The following is a 17,145-nucleotide window of genomic DNA, read 5'->3' on the forward strand; positions in this document are numbered from 1 at the left end:
AGTCCAGTGATGATGGCAAAGAGGCCACACCCGTTCCCATCCCGAACACGGCAGTTAAGCTCTTTTGCGCCGATGGTAGTTGGGGGTTTCCCCCTGTGAGAGTAGGACGTCGCTGGTCTGTATTTTTTTTTGGTCCCGTGGTGTAGCGGTTAACATGCCTGCCTGTCACGCAGGAGATCGCCGGTTCGATCCCGGTCGGGACCGTAATTTTTCCGAATGAACACAGCCAATGGGCTGTGTTCATTTTTTTTGTTTGGATTAAGCAAGCGGCATAACTTGAATCTATCTATGGAGGCAACTTTATGAGAAAAGGAATCAGTTTTGAAATTCCGGACGACTATGGCCGTTTTCTTGGAGACGTCCTAAAGCCTATAGATGTTAACGCGTACAATTGGAAGATTGGCATAGGCGAATCGTATAAGGCAGTTAACGGTAAACTAGATGGAATGCTTTTCTCAGATAGCAGAGAGGCCATTACAGGGACAGAACTGAAACTCACATTGGAAACGAATGATTATTATGTTATTTTTGCTGATTTGCAGGCATATCCGGGGGAAGAAATATCTACCATCGAAACCTACGAAGAATTTATGGAAAGTGATTGCGAACTGGTTCTGCTCGTGGTGGATTGCATCTACGTCACCATTTACTGCAAAAATCAGGAGACCATCATCTCTCTGCAAAAAAATGCAACAAATAATAGTTTTACCGATATTACATATATAACCGATGAAAACGATTCAAGAACCAGGCTATCTGTTTGGTAAGAATGGCGGGCTTCGTTTCCAGCTTTAAAGCCTATCTAAATGTTTGATCTAGCTTTTAACTTATAAAACGGCATGAAACGCACAAGAAAGTGGATTTTTTGATTTCCTGCGCTTTCTTCGCTAAACTATGTTAAGACTCAATAGAGGTGACGGATAAAATGAACTATACAATAGAAGTGAACTCCCCCGAAGAAACGATGGCGTTCGCTGAAAAGCTGGCCCTTCTGCTGCAGCCGCAGGATCTTCTGACGCTTGAAGGCAGCCTTGGCGCAGGAAAAACGACATTCACCAAAGGCATCGCGAAGGGGCTTGGCATTAAAAGAATGGTCAACAGCCCGACATTCACCATCTTAAAACAATACGAAGGCGACCTGGAATTGAACCATATCGACGCCTATCGCTTAGAAGATAGCAGTGAAGACATCGGCTTTGATGAATTGTTCTCAGGCGACGCAGTATCGGTCGTAGAATGGGCAAAATTCATCAGCGAGTATTTGCCGGAAGACCGCTTGGACATCATCATCACCCGCAAGTCGGAAGAGGCTCGCGAAATCGGCCTTCACCCAAGAGGCCTGCGCTATGAAACTTTATGCAAGGAGCTAAACTTATGATTTATCTAGGCATCGATACCTCAAACTATCCCTTAGCGATTGCTTTGATGGAAGACCAGACCGTTTTAATAGAAGAAGTCACGAACCTGAAAATCAATCACTCGCTGACAGCAATGCCGGCGATTGAGGAAATGATGAAGAAAGCGAAAGTCGCGCCTGCTGATTTGACGCATATAGCAGTAGCGGAAGGACCGGGTTCGTATACCGGCATCCGGATTGGGCTGACCATCGCGAAAACATTGGCCTGGTCACTGAAAATTCCGTTGCATATGGTATCCAGTTTGAAAGTATTGGCGGCGAATGGCCAGTCTTTCGACGGTTTAGTGTGTCCGGTGATGGATGCGCGGAGAGGTACGGCATTTACTGCACTGTATGACGGAAAAACACTTGAACCGGTTAGTGGCGATGTGCACAGTGATTTCCGGGAGTTCTTGAATAAAGCCAAGGCAATGGGTGGACCTGTCCTCTTTACAGGTGCAGACGTTTCTATCTATGAGGAGCTGATCCGTGAAGTGCTTGACGAAATGGCGCATTTCAGCACACCTCAAAATCGTTTGCCGCGCGCTTCGAACTTGATTTTATTGGCGCAGCAGTCGGAAGCTTCAGATATTCATCATGCAGTGCCTGAATATCAGCGCATTACTGAAGCCGAAGCGAATTACATCAAGAAGCAAGAAGGCCAGCCATCATGAGCGCAGAGCTGGCATTCCGTCAAATGACGGTCGACGACATCGATCAAGTCTATGAGATTGAAAAATTGTCTTTTACGCTGCCGTGGACGAAAGAATCATTTCGCCATGAAATGGAAAATAACGATCATGCCTATTACGTAATCGCTGAAACGCAAGAAGGCATTGTCGGTTATTGCGGAATGTGGCTGATCTTGGATGAGTGCCATATCACGAATATCGCAATCCTGCCGCAGGAGCGCGGCAAAAAATACGGCGAACGCTTGATGGAAGAAGTCGTCAGGGTCGCCAAATCAAAAGGCGCAGAGCTGATGACGCTTGAAGCGCGTGTCAGCAACCATGCGGCGCAGAATTTATACCGGAAAATGGGTTTTAAAAATGGTGGCATCCGGAAGGGGTATTATACCGATAACCAGGAAGATGCCATAGTAATGTGGGTGAATTTTAATGACTGAAGATATCTATGTATTAGGAATAGAAACAAGCTGCGACGAGACCGCTGCGTCCGTTGTCAAAAACGGGACGGAAATCATTTCCAACGTCGTGGCCTCGCAAATCGAGAGCCATAAACGTTTCGGGGGCGTTGTCCCGGAAATCGCTTCGCGGCATCATGTCGAGCAAATCACATTGGTGATCGAAGAAGCTTTAACGCAAGCCAGCATGGAGCCGAAAGAACTGAGTGCTGTGGCGGTAACCGAAGGTCCTGGACTGGTCGGCGCGCTGCTGGTCGGCGTTAATGCGGCGAAAGCCTTTGCCTTTGCCCACCAATTGCCGCTTGTCGGGGTTCATCATATCGCAGGGCATATCTATGCCAACCGGCTTGAACAGGAAATGGAATTTCCTTTATTGGCATTGGTGATTTCGGGCGGCCATACCGAATTGGTGTTTATGAAAAAGCATGGCGATTTTGACGTAATCGGTGAGACGCGCGACGACGCGGCAGGGGAAGCATATGACAAAGTTGCCAGAACGCTGAACTTGCCGTATCCGGGCGGCCCGCACATTGACCGGCTTGCGCATGCAAGCGACGGGGCTGTCGATTTTCCGCGCGTGTGGCTTGAAGACGGCTCCTATGATTTTAGCTTCAGCGGCTTAAAATCATCGGTGTTAAATTATCTGCACAATGCGGCGCAGCGAGGGGAAGAGATTCCGCCTGAGCACATCGCTGCAGGCTTCCAGAACAGTGTCGTTGAAGTGGTGACAGCCAAAGCTGTGCGCGCAGCAGAGCAGTATAAGGTGCGCCAGGTGATTGCAGCGGGCGGCGTAGCCGCAAATAAAGGGCTGCGGACTTCTTTGACGGCAGCGTTCGATGGAAAAGACATCCCGTTCTATATTCCACCTCTTGCTTTATGTACAGATAATGCAGCGATGATCGCTGCGGCCGGAACGGTCATGTTCGAAAAAGGCATACGAGGAACAATGGCTATGAATGGACGGCCGGGAATGGAACTTGCTTCCTGGAATTGAAAAAAGCTCGGCAGAAACCGGATTTCACGGTTTCTGCCGAGCTTTTTCGTACATAATTGAGCTTTTTTATGCACAATTGATCCTTTAACTGTCAATAGAGAACATTTGTACTTATGCACAAATTGTGAATAAGCTGTTCATAACTCTATGAAAAACAGCCGTTTACCTACATATTGTAGCCTCTACACTGGAAAACTATGTGGATAACATTTAATTGAATTGTGGATAATGTGGAAAAGTCTGTTGATAGCTGTTATTGCACTTCTTTGGATGTGTACAACTTTGTGGAAATAATTATTTCGCAAATAGGTATTGACCTAGATATAGAAAAAGAAAAAACCGTATACAGATGTATACGGTCAACTGTTCACTTTTTCAATCTGTTCCTGTAATTCCAGCCATGCGGACATTTTTTCTTCCTGCTGTTCTTTCAAGCTTTCCAATTGAGTCTGCAAAGGCAGTACCCGTTCGTGGTCCTGGAATACTTCTGGGAGGCAAAGCTGCTCTTCGATTTCGGAAATCTGCGCGTCGAGCTTTTCCATTTCCAGCTCAGTTTCCTCTGTTTGGCGCAAAAGCTGGCGTTCCAATTTCTTTGCACCTTTGTCGATTTGGGAAGTCGTCGCTGCTGGAGCAGCTTTCACTGCCACAGTGGATTGGTCCGCTTCAAGTGCGGCCAGCTCTTCCATCTCAAGCTTTTTCTCTACGTAATAATCGTAGTTGCCAAGGTATTCCGTTGCGCCGTCTTGGGTCAGTTCAATGACTTTCGTGCCGATGCGGTTCATGAAATACCGGTCATGGGACACGAAAAGGATGGTGCCAGGATAATCGATCAATGCATTTTCCAGCACTTCTTTGCTGTCAAGGTCCAAATGGTTTGTCGGCTCATCCAACAGCAGCACATTGGCTTTTTGCATCATCAGCTTGGCGAGCGCGACGCGGGCTTTTTCGCCGCCAGATAGCGTAGAAATCGGCTTTAATACATCATCTCCGGAAAACAGGAAACGCCCGAGGATGCCGCGGATTTCCTTTTCATTGATCAGCGGGTATTCATCCCATAGTTCATTCAATAATAGTTTATTTCCTTTTAAGTTGGCCTGTTCCTGGTCGTAATAGCCGAACTGGATGCCTGTGCCGTAATGGATATCGCCGGCAAGGGGCTTGAGTTCTTTCATAATCGTCTTCAGCAGTGTCGACTTGCCGACGCCGTTCGGCCCAACAAGTGCCATGCTTTCCTGGCGGTACAGCTTCAGTGAAATGTCTTTTGAGACCGGCTTGCCGCTATAGCCAATAGCCAGTGAATTGGCGGTCAGCACATCATTGCCGCTTTGTTTGTCGATAGTAAAACCGAAACGTGCGGATTTTTCGCTGCCGTCCGGTGCCCCCATCCATTCTGTTTTTTCCAGGATCTTGCGGCGGCTCTGCGCCATCTTCGTCGTCGATGCCCGCACCAGGTTGCGCTGAACATAATCTTCGAGCTTGGCTTTTTCGCCTTGCTGCTTTTCAAACTGTTTCATGTCAAGGTCGTATTGCTTCGCTTTCTCGTCCAGATAGCGGCTGTAATTGCCTGTGTACTTTTTAACGCGATGCCGTGCCACTTCATAAACAAGCGTTACGACCTGGTCGAGGAAGTAGCGGTCATGCGATACAATCAGCAGGGCGCCGGGATAATTCTTCAAATAGTTCTCGAGCCAGCTCAGCGTTTCAATGTCAAGATGGTTTGTCGGTTCATCGAGGATCAATAGCTGTGGCTTGGACAGCAGAAGTTTCGCCAGCATGAGCCGCGTCTTTTGCCCGCCGGACAAAGATACGACCTTTTTGCCGTAGTCGTCCGCATAGAATTTCATGCCGTGGAGGATGGCGCGGGTATCAGATTCGAACTGGTAGCCTCCGGCATCCTTGAAATCATGCTGGAGCGTGTCATACTCTTTCATGACCTTGTCGTACAGCTCTGCATCGTCATGTACTTCTTGCTCAGCCATCTGGGCTTCGAGGCGGCGGAGCTGCGCTTCCTGTTCGCGGAAATGAGTGAAAATCGTCATCATTTCCTCCCACACGGTCGCGTCGGATTCCAGGTCGTTCTGTTGTTCCAAATAACCGATGGTCAAATCTTTCGGCATGATGATTTCGCCGCTGTCATAAGACATCTCACCGGATATGATTTTCAAAAGCGTCGATTTGCCCGCGCCGTTGCGGCCTACGAGTGCAACGCGGTCGCGGTGTTGGACTTCCAGTTTGACGCCTGAGAGAATCTCATCTGCGCCGAACGATTTATGGACTTGGTTTACTTGCAGTACTATCATGCGGGTCACCTCAATTCTACTTCAAGTGTAGCCCATAGGGCGGCTGTCCGCAATAAAGCCAGCTTTACATCTGGAGGTTCCTAATGTAAGATAGTATCGATTTGACAAGACCTCAGGAGGTAAGCTGGCATGCTGCACGAACCAACGAAAATTCCGCAGGCGACGACAAAACGCCTGCCGCTATATTACCGTTTTATCCAGAATTTCGCGAACGCCGGACAAAAGCGGATTTCATCGCAGGAATTGAGTGAAGCGATGAAAATCGATTCCGCTACGATCCGCCGCGATTTTTCCTACCTCGGGGCATTCGGCAAAAAAGGCTATGGCTACGATGTCCAGGGCTTGCTTGAATTCTTCCGCAAGACTTTGGATCAAGATGAAGCGACGAACGTTGCGTTGATCGGCGTCGGCCATCTCGGCAGCGCATTCCTCAAATACAATTTTCAGCGCAACCACAATACGAAAATCGTGCTGGCTTTCGATACAAACAGTCCGCTTGAAGGCGAACGGATCAGTGGCATCGACACCTATCATCCGGACCGCATTGAAGAGAAGATCACCGAATGCGGCATCGAAGTGGTCATCCTGACTGTGCCGTCGAGGTCAGCACAAGAAGTGACCGATCGCCTTGCGAAAACTGACATCAAGGGCATACTAAACTTTACGCCGGTGCGCATTGCAGTGCCGGACCATATCCGCGTACAGACCATTGACTTGTCCGTCGAGCTGCAGACGCTGATCTACCAGATCAAGCAGCATTGACTTAAAACCTTCACATTTGAAGGGTTTCTCGAAATAGCCAAAAGGGCTCGAATGATGTAGAATAGAGCCATAATACAGGAGGTGCCTCGTATGCCAGGTCCAATGAGTATCATCGTTATCGGAGTTGTTGCTTTACTTGTTTTCGGCCCTAAAAAGTTGCCGGAACTCGGGAAAGCGTTTGGTTCGTCTTTGCGTGAGTTCAAAAATGCTACAAAAGGACTTGTAGATGATGACGACGATCAGAAAGTAGATTTGAAAAAGAAAGAAGAGCAAAAGGAAATACGTTAGGATGTTTGTCTGATGACAGAAAAAGATATGACCTTAGTTGAACATATAGTTGAATTGAGAAAACGGCTCACCATTGTAGTCGTTTTCTTTGTATTAGCACTCATTGTCAGCTTTTTCCTTGCCCAACCGTTGATTCAGTATCTGCAATATACAGAAGAAGCGAAAAATCTTACCTTGAACGCGTTCAAAATTACGGATCCACTCAAGATTTTTATGCAGGTAACGATGATTTTAGCGTTGATCTTCACTTCGCCCGTGATCATGTATCAATTCTGGGCGTTTATCAGCCCGGGACTTCTTGAAAAAGAACGGCGAGCGACGCTAAGCTATATTCCGTTTTCCTTAATCTTGTTTTTAGGCGGGATCGCTTTTTCCTATTTGGTCCTGTTTCCTTATGTAATCGGGTTTATGCTGAATATCTCTGACAACATGGATATCCAGGAAACCATCGGGATCAATGAATATTTCCAATTCCTGTTCCAAATCACCCTGCCGTTCGGCTTGATTTTCCAGCTGCCGGTATTGATGCTGTTCCTGACAAGGCTTGGTTTTATTACGCCGATGCTGATGACGAAATACCGCAAGTATTCGTATCTTGGATTGGTGATCATCGCGGCGTTCATCACGCCGCCGGACATTGTCTCACATATGATTGTCACACTGCCGTTGATCGTGCTTTATGAGTTCAGTGTCGTCATCGCCAAAATTGGCTACCGCAAGTTTTTGAAAGCAGAGCAGCAGCAGCAAATCATCGAACAACAAGAAAGCCTTCCACCGAATTAAATCGGGGAAGGCTTTTTTTGTTATGCAGCCGTTATTGGATTTTCTCCAATTCTTTCAAGAATCCTTGGATCTTATCCATGTTGAGCTGGATGGCCATGACATAGCCGTTCAGCAGGATGTGCGCGATAATTGGAGTGATGATGCGTTTTGTTTTCTGGTAAAGGAATGCGAGCACTAGGCCGGTGGAAAAATACGTCAGCAAGTGTGTCATTTCCATGTGGACAAGCCCGAACGCTAATGCACTGACGGCAGTAGCAACCCAAAAGTTCGTTGTTTGGTTCAGTGAGCCGAAAATGACGCGGCGGAATACAAGTTCTTCAAGGACCGGGGCGAATAGGACGATTGCGAGTATCGTAAGCGGCACAACTTCAGCAACGCTGACGAGCGCCATCGTGTTCTCAGATCCGGGATCGATGCCGATGGCCATTTCAATCATGACAGCAAGCGACTGCCCAATTAGCAGCAGCAAGAAGCCGAGGGCTCCCCAAAGGAATGCCATCGGTAGGCTCGTTTTTTTGCCTTTCCAGATATCGAAAAAGCGCTTGTCCCGAAGCACGAGGATTATGGTGGCGACAAAGCCGATGCCCATGGAGCTGACGATGAGCCAACCGGTAGTGGTCATCCGTGCTGTTGTTTCCTCGAGGCCTTGTCCCTCGAAATAACCCATTGTAGGTGCGATGAAGAATGCCGGTGCGAGCTGCATCACGATGAAGATGAGCAGGACATAAAGCGGCGTCTTTTTTGTCTGGCGTTTGGCGGTGACGCTCAGTTTGCTTTTGCCGTTGCGGCCTGTATCGGTCTGCGCTTTTAAATTCAATTTCATTTCAGGTAGATTCCTTTCGTTAATGCATGCTCCTTCTATTGTAGAACTTTCACCGGGCGACCGCAAAGATTTAAAAAAAGAGAATGTTTTGACTTGCAAAAGAGAGGCGGTTTTATTAAACTGAGAAGTGGGTTAGCACTCGGGTGTTGAGAGTGCTAAGAAATATTTATTTAGATAATCTGAGGAGGGTGTTTCAATTGTTAAGACCATTAGGAGATCGCGTAATTATTAAGCTTATCGAAGCTGAAGAAAAAACTTCAAGCGGGATTGTATTGCCGGGATCGGCACAGGAAAAACCGCAGGAAGGCAAAGTGATCGCTGTTGGCAACGGACTTATCCGCGACAATGGACAGCGCACTGAATTGGACGTCCAAGAAGGCGACCGGGTCATCTTCTCGAAATATGCAGGATCTGAACTTAAATACGAAGGCAATGAATACTTAATCTTGCGCGAAAACGACATTTTAGCTGTATTAGGCTAAGCTATATATTCCTAATATTACGCAAAACGGCTCGCTTGCCGCGGGCGAGCGCCAAGCCGCTTCGTCGCTGCGCTCCTGCAGGGTCTCGGCTGTCTCGCTATCCCGCAGGCGTCTTCGCCGTTTTGCTCCATATTATTAACCGGGTGAATAACAATATAGAATGTTTTAACAAGATAGAGGAGGAAACTAAACATGGCAAAAGAGATTTTATTCAGCGAAGATGCACGCAGCCAGATGCTGCGCGGTGTTGATAAATTGGCAGATGCAGTGAAAGTGACACTTGGGCCGAAAGGGCGCAACGTTGTACTTGAGAAGAAATTCGGTTCACCCCTCATCACAAATGACGGCGTAACGATTGCGAAAGAAATCGAGCTTGAAAACCCGTTCGAAAACATGGGCGCGAAATTGGTGGCGGAAGTCGCTTCTAAAACGAATGACATCGCAGGAGACGGTACGACAACGGCAACGGTCCTTGCGCAAGCAATGATCCGTGAAGGGCTGAAAAACGTCACTGCAGGCGCGAACCCTGTCGGCATCCGCCGTGGGATCGAATTGGCTGTCGCAAGCGCTGTGGAAGGCTTGAAAGCCGTTTCCCAGCAAATCGAAGGCAAAGAATCGATTTCACAAGTGGCAGCTATTTCTTCCGGTGACGCTGAAGTGGGCAACTTGATCGCTGAAGCGATGGAGCGCGTCGGCAATGACGGTGTGATCACGTTGGAAGAATCACGCGGCTTCACGACGGAATTGGACGTTGTAGAAGGCATGCAATTCGACCGCGGCTACCAGTCGCCATACATGGTGACGGATTCGGACAAAATGGAAGCAGTCCTTGAAAACCCGTTCATCCTTGTCACTGACAAGAAAATCGGCAACATCCAGGAAATCCTTCCAGTGTTGGAGCAAGTTGTTCAGCAAAGCAAACCGTTATTGATCGTAGCGGAAGACGTTGAAGGCGAAGCGTTGGCTACATTGGTCGTCAACAAATTGCGTGGAACGTTCAATGCTGTAGCTGTCAAAGCTCCGGGCTTCGGCGATCGCCGCAAAGCGATGCTTGAAGACATTGCAGCATTGACAGGTGCGGAAGTCATCACGGAAGACCTTGGCTTGGAATTGAAAACGACGAACATTGCACAGCTTGGCCGTGCATCGAAAGTTGTCGTATCGAAAGAAAACACGACAATCGTTGAAGGCGCTGGAGACCAGCAGCAGATTGTTGCCCGCGTGGCGCAAATCCGCAACCAGCTGGAAGAAACGACTTCAGAATTCGACAAAGAGAAATTACAAGAACGCTTGGCAAAACTTGCCGGCGGCGTAGCAGTCATTAAAGTTGGAGCGGCTACTGAAACCGAATTGAAAGAACGCAAATTGCGCATTGAAGATGCTTTGAACGCAACGCGCGCAGCAGTAGAAGAAGGAATCGTTGCAGGCGGTGGTACAGCGCTTGTCAATGTATACAATAAAGTCGCGGAACTTCTGGAAACAACAGAAGGCGACGAAGCAACAGGCGTCAAAATCGTTCTTCGCGCGTTAGAAGAGCCGGTTCGCCAAATCGCAACGAACGCAGGCCTTGAAGGATCGATCATTGTTCACCGCCTGAAATCGGAAGAAATCGGCATCGGCTTCAACGCAGCGAACGGCACTTGGGTCAACATGCTTGAGCAAGGAATCGTCGACCCGACGAAAGTGACGCGTTCTGCACTTCAAAACGCAGCATCTGTAGCAGCGATGTTCTTGACGACGGAAGCAGTCGTAGCAGACATCCCTGAACCAGCAGGACAAGGCGGCGGCATGCCTGATATGGGTGGCATGGGCGGCATGATGTAAGAACTTCTAACTAATAAAGAGAGAAACCTTGTAGTATAAGGGTTTCTCTCTTTTTCTTTTGAACTATAATTTTCAAATGCTCATAGGATGCTCATAGTTTTGGAAAAGAATTGTTTTTTTACCTGTCGAGTGGTGACTATAAGTATTATACTTACAGTATTACAGGCTATTTTTGATAACCTTTTATCAAATAAATGATGATGCATTCCATAGAATATACCACACGGGGGAGTTATTAATATGAACACGATAGATAGAAACATACAGACCAATTTCAATGTTCAAGAGAAGTCAGCATTAATCTGGAATATCGCTGATATTTTGCGTGGTCTTTACAAGCCTCACGAATATGGCGAGGTCATTTTGCCAATGACGGTAATAAAAAGGTTTCATGATACGTTATTGCCGACTAGAGACAAAGTGTTAGAAGCAGCTGAAAAGTATGAAACATTTGCGGTAAAGGATGGATTCTTACAACGAGCAGCTGGCCACATCTTTTACAATACTAGCCAATTCACGTTTGATTCCCTATTGGCCGATTCGGAACACATTGAGGAGAACTTCCGGGCATATCTGAACGGATTCTCCGAAAACGTGCAAGATGTCCTCCAGAACTTCGAGATGGATAACCACATTGCGAAACTTTCCAAGAATGGGAAGCTCTTCCACATCATTCAGGAGTTTAATACGGCCAAGGGCTATATGGGAGCAGATGTCATTACCTCGACAGACATGGGTTACGTATTCGAAGATTTGGTCAAGCGTTTCTCTGAGAGCTATAACGAAGAAGCGGGAGCGCACTTCACGAGCCGAGATATTATCTACTTTATGACCGATATCCTATTGGCGGAAGAGAAGGACGTGTTGGCTTCCGAAGGGGTCGCAAAGACGGTCTATGACCAGACTATGGGAACGTCACAGATGCTCGGTGCGATGGAAGAGCGCCTGCGCCTTTTGGATGCGGATGCAGAGGTTACGACATTCGGCCAGGAAATCAATGCGCAGACCTACGCCATCGCTAAAGCAGACATGATTATCAAGGGCGGGAATCCGGAGAACATGCGTCTTGGGAACACACTCACCGATGATAAATTCGGGGGCTATACGTTTGATTACTGCATCAGTAATCCACCATTCGGCATTGATTGGGCTTCTGAACATAAAGCGGTCACAGCTGAACACAACCTAGGTGATGCTGGTCGATTCGGAGTCGGTCTTCCACGTAGAAGCGACGGCCAATTGCTCTTCATGCTCAATGGGGTCAAGAAATTGAAAGACACCGGGAAAATGGCCATTATTCATAACGGCTCTGCCCTGTTTAGCGGGAACGCAGGGGGCGGGGAAAGTGAAATCCGCCGTTATATCATCGAGAACGACTGGCTGGAGGCCATTATCCAATTGCCAACGGATTCCTTCTACAATACAGGCATCACGACGTACATTTGGGTTATCTCGAAAGAGAAGCTGGCGCACCGGGAAGGGAAAGTCCAATTGATTGATGCCTCCAATATGTTCGAGAAACGGAGAAAATCCATCGGAAGTAAGCGAAATGACATCAGTGATGCGTGTCGGGACATTATCGTACAGGCATACGGAGAGTTTGCAGACCAGGAATACCGTTTGGGCGACAGCACCCTCGAATCGAAAATCCTCGACAACCTGGACTTTGGGTTCAATAAGATTACTATTGAAACCCCATTGAAGGACGAAAATGGAGAAGTAGTCATGAAAAGCAAGAAGCCGGTAGCAGATGCTACCCTTCGGGATACAGAGGACGTACCACTTATCGAGGACATCGATGTCTACTTCGAGCGGGAAATCAAACCGTTCAATCCGGAAGCATGGATTGATAAGAAGAAGACGAAAGTGGGCTATGAAATTCCGTTCACCCGCCTGTTTTACAAGTACACAGAGCCGGAAAAGACGGAGGATATCGCTTTTCGCATTAAGGTACTGGAAGAGAAGATTGTCAAGTCATTTGAAGCGCTCTCTGGACAGGAGGTAGAAATTGATGGGTAGGCCGATGAAAGATAGTGGACTAGATTGGATTGGTGACGTGCCTCAAGAGTGGGTTGTTGCCAAAATGAAGAAATTATTTGAATCCCCCATGAAGTATGGCGCAAATGAATCGGGTATAGCTTATAGCCCTGATTTGCCTAGATATATAAGGATTACAGATATTTTAGATAACAATAAGCTGTCTTGTGGAAATGAGCAGTCTTTGCTAGAAGAAATTGCCGAAAATTATATATTAAAAAAAGACGACATACTGTTTGCCAGAAGTGGAGCTACTGCTGGAAAAACTTATATAGTAAATGAAGGTACTCCGAGAAGTGCTTTTGCTGGGTACCTCATTAAGGCTACCTATAAAAAGGATATGCATGCGAAATTTGTATATTACTTCACCAAGTCTAGCGCTTACGATGAATGGAAAAATTCTATTGTTATACAAGCTACAATTCAAAATATTGGAGCGGAAAAATACGCTAATATGTATTTAACTGTCCCTCCATTAGAAGAACAACAAAAAATTGCCGACTTACTTGACGAGAAAACCGCTCATATCGATTCCATCATTAGCGACACAAAACAATCCATCGATGAGTTCAAGAAGTACAAACAAGCGGTGATTTCCGAAGCGGTAACAAGAGGGTTGAATCCGGATGTTGAAGTGAAAGATAGCGGAATTGAGTGGATAAGTGAAGTTCCTGTTAACTGGAATTTGTTAAAAGTTAAGCATCTTTTAGCAGAGAGAAGTAAAAAAACTAATGATGGAACAGAAGAACCTTTATCTATGAGTCAACAATATGGGTTAATACCTACAAAAGATATGCTTTCAATTCCCAACCCCACATCCTCTTATATCGGAAGTAAAATTGTGATAAAACAAGATTTGGTTTTTAATAAGCTGAAGGCGCATTTGGGAGTATTTTCTGTCTCTTTATTTGATGGAATTGTGAGTCCTGATTATGCTGTCTACTATTCAAGAGTATCTGTAAATGTAAAGTATTTGGAATACCTTTTCAAAACACCTTTATATATCAATGAATTCAAGAAATTTTCAAGAGGGATAGCTGCTGGACTCACTCGGTTGTATACGCCGGATTTATTTAATATTTGGTGTGTTATGCCTCCATTGCAGGAGCAAAATGACATAGTTAACTATATTGATGAGAAAAGCTTGCACATTAGTAAGCTTATCGAACAGAAGCAGCAGCTCATCATAGAGTTGGAAACATACAAGAAGTCACTAATCTACGAATATGTCACTGGAAAGAAGGAGGTCGTATAAATGGCGATCACACAAGACGGGGAAAAGCGTTTTGAAGAAGACATTGAATCCTTCCTTCTGAAAAGCGAAGGTTACCGGCAGAAGGATATGTCCGGCTATGACCCGGAGCGGGCTATTAATATCGACGAGTTGATTGCTTTTATCGAAGCGACGCAGGAGAAAGCGTGGCAGAAATACGTGCGGATGTATGGGCAGGAGGCGCCGAACAAGCTAAATAAACGCCTAGCGCAGGAAATAAATACGAACGGCTTATTGTATGTACTCCGCAACGGTATCCGTGACAGGGGGACATGGCTCAAGATTGCGTCGTTCCGTCAAGAGTCGAATCGGAACACCGATGTCATCCGTGCCTACGAGCAGAACCGATTGACCTACACCCGACAATTTTATTATTCGGCGCATAACCGCAACTCCATTGACCTCGTAATCTCCCTGAATGGACTTCCGATTGTGGCCATTGAGCTTAAAAATCAGGCGAAGGGGCAGAACGTCGACAATGCGAAGACGCAATTCATGTATGACCGTGACCATCGGGAAGCTTGCTTCCAGTTCAATAAGCGATTCCTAGTATATTTTGCTGTCGATTTGTATGAAATATGGATGACGACAAAGCTTGCTGGAAAAGAAACCTTCTTCCTTCCCTTCAATCAAGGGTCTAACGGTTCTGGACAGGTCGGTGGGGCTGGCAACCCTATGAATGAAGCAGGTTATTCAACGGCCTATCTGTGGGAAGAGATACTGCAGAAAGACTCCCTCATGGAGATTCTGCAACGCTTCCTGCATCTCGATGGTGACCCGAAAAGAGGGCGCCTTATCTTCCCACGATTCCATCAGCTTGATGTGGTTCGAAAGCTGACTACAGATGTGAAGGTAAACGGGAGCGGCGGGAATTACCTCATCCAGCATAGTGCCGGCTCCGGGAAGTCGAACAGCATTGCCTGGTTGTCCTACCGATTGGCAAGTCTCCATGACCTTTCAGATACCCCTTTGTTCACCTCGGTCATCATCGTGACTGACCGGAAGGTGTTGGATAACCAATTGCAAGAAACGATTTCAGGCTTTGACCATCAGGCGGGGTTGGTGGAGACCATCGGGGAAGGGAAATCTTCACGTGACCTGTTAAATGCAGTGAATGACGGGAAGAAAATCATTATTACTACCCTACAGAAGTTTCCGGTTATTTACGATGAAGTCGAGAACAACAAGGGACGTCGTTTTGCCATCATTGTCGACGAAGCTCACTCTTCACAGACTGGTGACAGTGCAAAGAAACTCCGTACTGCTCTTGCTGATACGGAAGAGGCTTTGAAAGAATATGCGGAGATGGAAGGTTTTGAAGAGGCGAGCCAGCTCGATGCCGAAGACCGTCTCGTGCAGGAACTTGCTAGTCATGGCCGGCATGACAACATGAGTTTCTTTTCCTTCACAGCGACCCCAAAGGAAAAGACACTTGAAATGTTCGGCACCCGGAATAGTGATGGTTCCTATCATCCTTTTCATGTTTATAGTATGCGTCAGGCAATTGAGGAAGGTTTCATTTTAGACGTGTTAAAAAATTACATGACATATGATACCTCCTATAAGATTGCGAAAGATACCCCGGACAATCCGGAAGTGCCGACAAGTAAAGGTGTAAAAGCTATACGGAGATTCCAGTCACTTCACCCACATAATTTACAACAGAAGACCGCAATCATGGTAGAACAGTTCCGAGACATTACAAAGAATAAAATAGGTGGCAAAGCAAAAGCGATGGTTGTCACCGCTTCACGCCTTCACGCTGTGCGTTACTACCATGAATTCAAGCGTTATCTCGAATCGAAAGGGTATACTGACCTTGATATTCTCATCGCCTTCTCTGGTGTTATAAATGACAGTGGGGTGGAATACAAGGAAAGCGGTATGAATCAGGCAAAGGACGGCAAAAATATCTCAGAAGACCAACTTAAAGCTCAGTTCAAGACTAATGATTTCAATGTATTGATTGTAGCGGAGAAGTATCAGACTGGATTTGATGAACCGCTTTTGCACACAATGTTCGTCGACAAACGTTTATCGGGTGTAAAGGCTGTACAAACCCTTTCCCGACTGAATCGAACGCATATTGGGAAAGAAGATACATTCATTCTTGATTTTGTTAATACAGCAGATGAGATACAGGAAGCATTTACACCGTATTATGAATCAACGAGTCTGGATGAAGCTATCGACGTCAATATGATTTATGATATTCAGACGAAAATCCAAAACTATAAGCTCTACAATACCGAGGATATAACTAAATTCCTTAAGATATATTATAAAAAGGGAACGCAAGGAGATAAAGAGCTTGGGGCAATGACGAGTCTTTTGAAACCGGTTCTGAAGCGGTACGGCGACTTGTCGGAGGAAGAACAGTATGAGTTTCGGATTTCCATTCGAAACTTCAATAAATGGTATGCATATATCATTCAAATTGCCCGGATGTTCGATAAAGAATTGCATCAGGAGTATGTCTTTACTTCTTATCTCGATAAGTTTATTCCGGGAGTCACTACGAGCGATATTAGCATAGAAGACAAGTTGAAGCTTGAATACTTTAAACTTAAAGAAACATTTAAAGGTGATATTACATTAAATCCTAATACAGTAGATAGCATTCTCGTCAATCCAAAAGAAATCGAGACAGCCGTCAAATCAATCGAGGAAGACGAACTTTTGGAAGAAATTATTCAGCGAGTAAACGATAAATTCCAAGGGAACTTCACCGAAGGCGACCGAGTTATACTAGAAGTGCTCTATAAGGCAGTTAAGCAGGATAAGCGCTTGAAGGCCTCAGCCAAAACTAACGACTCTGAAATTTTTGAGCAGAGTATTTTTCCAGACTTCTTCCATAAATCTGCAATGGACAATTACGAAAAATCAACGAAGTCTTTTGAAAAACTTTTCCAGGACTCCGAATTTTACCAATCGGTTATGGAAATTGTTGCGAGGGTAGCATATAAAGATTTGAGAAGTGAAAAGTAAAACCATTTTGACTGAGAAACTATACAATAAATGAAGAGTTATTGTGAACAT

15 protein-coding genes, 1 tRNA gene and 1 rRNA gene are annotated in these 17,145 nt (G+C 46.1%); 15 read left to right on the forward strand and 2 right to left on the reverse strand.

Annotated elements, in window-relative coordinates; all coding sequences use genetic code 11:
- The first annotated feature begins 2 nt into the window (after nucleotides 1-2).
- The 7 genes from rrf to tsaD all read left to right on the forward strand — a co-directional run bounded on the left by rrf (nucleotide 3) and on the right by tsaD (nucleotide 3,534).
- A 5S ribosomal RNA gene (rrf, locus tag AC4EHJ_RS10955) occupies nucleotides 3-118 on the forward strand.
- Between the two features lie 13 nt (nucleotides 119-131).
- Nucleotides 132-204: transfer RNA gene (locus tag AC4EHJ_RS10960), tRNA-Asp, on the forward strand.
- 98 nt (nucleotides 205-302) lie between these two features.
- Nucleotides 303-767, forward strand: a complete 465-nt coding sequence (locus AC4EHJ_RS10965) for a DUF2691 family protein (RefSeq protein WP_490975658.1) — start codon at nucleotides 303-305, stop codon at nucleotides 765-767.
- Nucleotides 768-925: 158 nt separating this feature from the next.
- Nucleotides 926-1,378 carry a tRNA (adenosine(37)-N6)-threonylcarbamoyltransferase complex ATPase subunit type 1 TsaE gene (gene tsaE, locus AC4EHJ_RS10970; protein WP_490975659.1) on the forward strand — a complete coding sequence of 151 codons (453 nt, stop codon included), beginning with the start codon at nucleotides 926-928 and terminating at the stop codon, nucleotides 1,376-1,378.
- A complete protein-coding gene (gene tsaB, locus AC4EHJ_RS10975) occupies nucleotides 1,375-2,070 on the forward strand; it encodes a tRNA (adenosine(37)-N6)-threonylcarbamoyltransferase complex dimerization subunit type 1 TsaB (RefSeq protein ID WP_490975660.1) in 696 nt (231 codons plus the stop codon). The genes tsaE and tsaB overlap by 4 nt, the downstream gene beginning before the upstream one ends.
- Entirely contained in the window at nucleotides 2,067-2,522 is a 456-nt protein-coding gene (gene rimI / locus AC4EHJ_RS10980; protein ID WP_490975661.1) for a ribosomal protein S18-alanine N-acetyltransferase, read from the forward strand. Before tsaB ends, rimI begins: the two co-directional genes overlap by 4 nt.
- The gene (tsaD, locus tag AC4EHJ_RS10985; protein ID WP_490975662.1) at nucleotides 2,515-3,534 is read left to right on the forward strand and encodes a tRNA (adenosine(37)-N6)-threonylcarbamoyltransferase complex transferase subunit TsaD; all 1,020 of its coding nucleotides are present in this window, start codon (nucleotides 2,515-2,517) and stop codon (nucleotides 3,532-3,534) included. The genes rimI and tsaD overlap by 8 nt, the downstream gene beginning before the upstream one ends.
- A gap of 359 nt (nucleotides 3,535-3,893) precedes the next feature.
- On the opposite strand, the gene AC4EHJ_RS10990 is transcribed toward tsaD, so the two are convergent.
- Nucleotides 3,894-5,834, reverse strand: coding sequence for an ABC-F family ATP-binding cassette domain-containing protein (locus AC4EHJ_RS10990; protein ID WP_490975663.1), 1,941 nt, complete (start codon nucleotides 5,832-5,834; stop codon nucleotides 3,894-3,896).
- A 129-nt stretch (nucleotides 5,835-5,963) separates the two neighbouring features.
- On the opposite strand from AC4EHJ_RS10990, the gene AC4EHJ_RS10995 reads away from it, so the two are divergent.
- From AC4EHJ_RS10995 to tatC, 3 genes are all read left to right on the forward strand, one after another.
- A complete protein-coding gene (locus AC4EHJ_RS10995; protein ID WP_490975664.1) occupies nucleotides 5,964-6,596 on the forward strand; it encodes a redox-sensing transcriptional repressor Rex in 633 nt (210 codons plus the stop codon).
- Between the two features lie 90 nt (nucleotides 6,597-6,686).
- Nucleotides 6,687-6,884: a twin-arginine translocase TatA/TatE family subunit gene (locus tag AC4EHJ_RS11000; RefSeq protein WP_490975665.1), complete on the forward strand. Its 198-nt coding sequence runs from the start codon at nucleotides 6,687-6,689 to the stop codon at nucleotides 6,882-6,884.
- Nucleotides 6,885-6,896: 12 nt separating this feature from the next.
- Nucleotides 6,897-7,667, forward strand: coding sequence for a twin-arginine translocase subunit TatC (tatC, locus tag AC4EHJ_RS11005; protein ID WP_490975666.1), 771 nt, complete (start codon nucleotides 6,897-6,899; stop codon nucleotides 7,665-7,667).
- 31 nt (nucleotides 7,668-7,698) lie between these two features.
- Here tatC and AC4EHJ_RS11010 read toward each other — a convergent pair whose 3' ends face one another.
- Nucleotides 7,699-8,490: a CPBP family intramembrane glutamic endopeptidase gene (locus AC4EHJ_RS11010; RefSeq protein ID WP_490975667.1), complete on the reverse strand. Its 792-nt coding sequence runs from the start codon at nucleotides 8,488-8,490 to the stop codon at nucleotides 7,699-7,701.
- Nucleotides 8,491-8,687: 197 nt separating this feature from the next.
- Between AC4EHJ_RS11010 and groES the strand changes: the two genes are divergently transcribed.
- From groES to AC4EHJ_RS11035, 5 genes are all read left to right on the forward strand, one after another.
- Nucleotides 8,688-8,972, forward strand: coding sequence for a co-chaperone GroES (gene groES / locus AC4EHJ_RS11015; RefSeq protein ID WP_490975668.1), 285 nt, complete (start codon nucleotides 8,688-8,690; stop codon nucleotides 8,970-8,972).
- A gap of 192 nt (nucleotides 8,973-9,164) precedes the next feature.
- On the forward strand, nucleotides 9,165-10,796 hold the full coding sequence (gene groL / locus AC4EHJ_RS11020; RefSeq protein ID WP_490975669.1) for a chaperonin GroEL: 1,632 nt from the start codon (nucleotides 9,165-9,167) through the stop codon (nucleotides 10,794-10,796).
- A gap of 240 nt (nucleotides 10,797-11,036) precedes the next feature.
- Nucleotides 11,037-12,815, forward strand: coding sequence for a type I restriction-modification system subunit M (locus tag AC4EHJ_RS11025; RefSeq protein ID WP_490975670.1), 1,779 nt, complete (start codon nucleotides 11,037-11,039; stop codon nucleotides 12,813-12,815).
- On the forward strand, nucleotides 12,808-14,088 hold the full coding sequence (locus tag AC4EHJ_RS11030) for a restriction endonuclease subunit S (RefSeq protein ID WP_490975671.1): 1,281 nt from the start codon (nucleotides 12,808-12,810) through the stop codon (nucleotides 14,086-14,088). Before AC4EHJ_RS11025 ends, AC4EHJ_RS11030 begins: the two co-directional genes overlap by 8 nt.
- Nucleotides 14,089-17,094 carry a type I restriction endonuclease subunit R gene (locus tag AC4EHJ_RS11035; RefSeq protein WP_490975672.1) on the forward strand — a complete coding sequence of 1,002 codons (3,006 nt, stop codon included), beginning with the start codon at nucleotides 14,089-14,091 and terminating at the stop codon, nucleotides 17,092-17,094.
- Nucleotides 17,095-17,145 lie beyond the last annotated feature (51 nt).

The organism is Planococcus sp. TJ-301 (assembly GCF_058268475.1).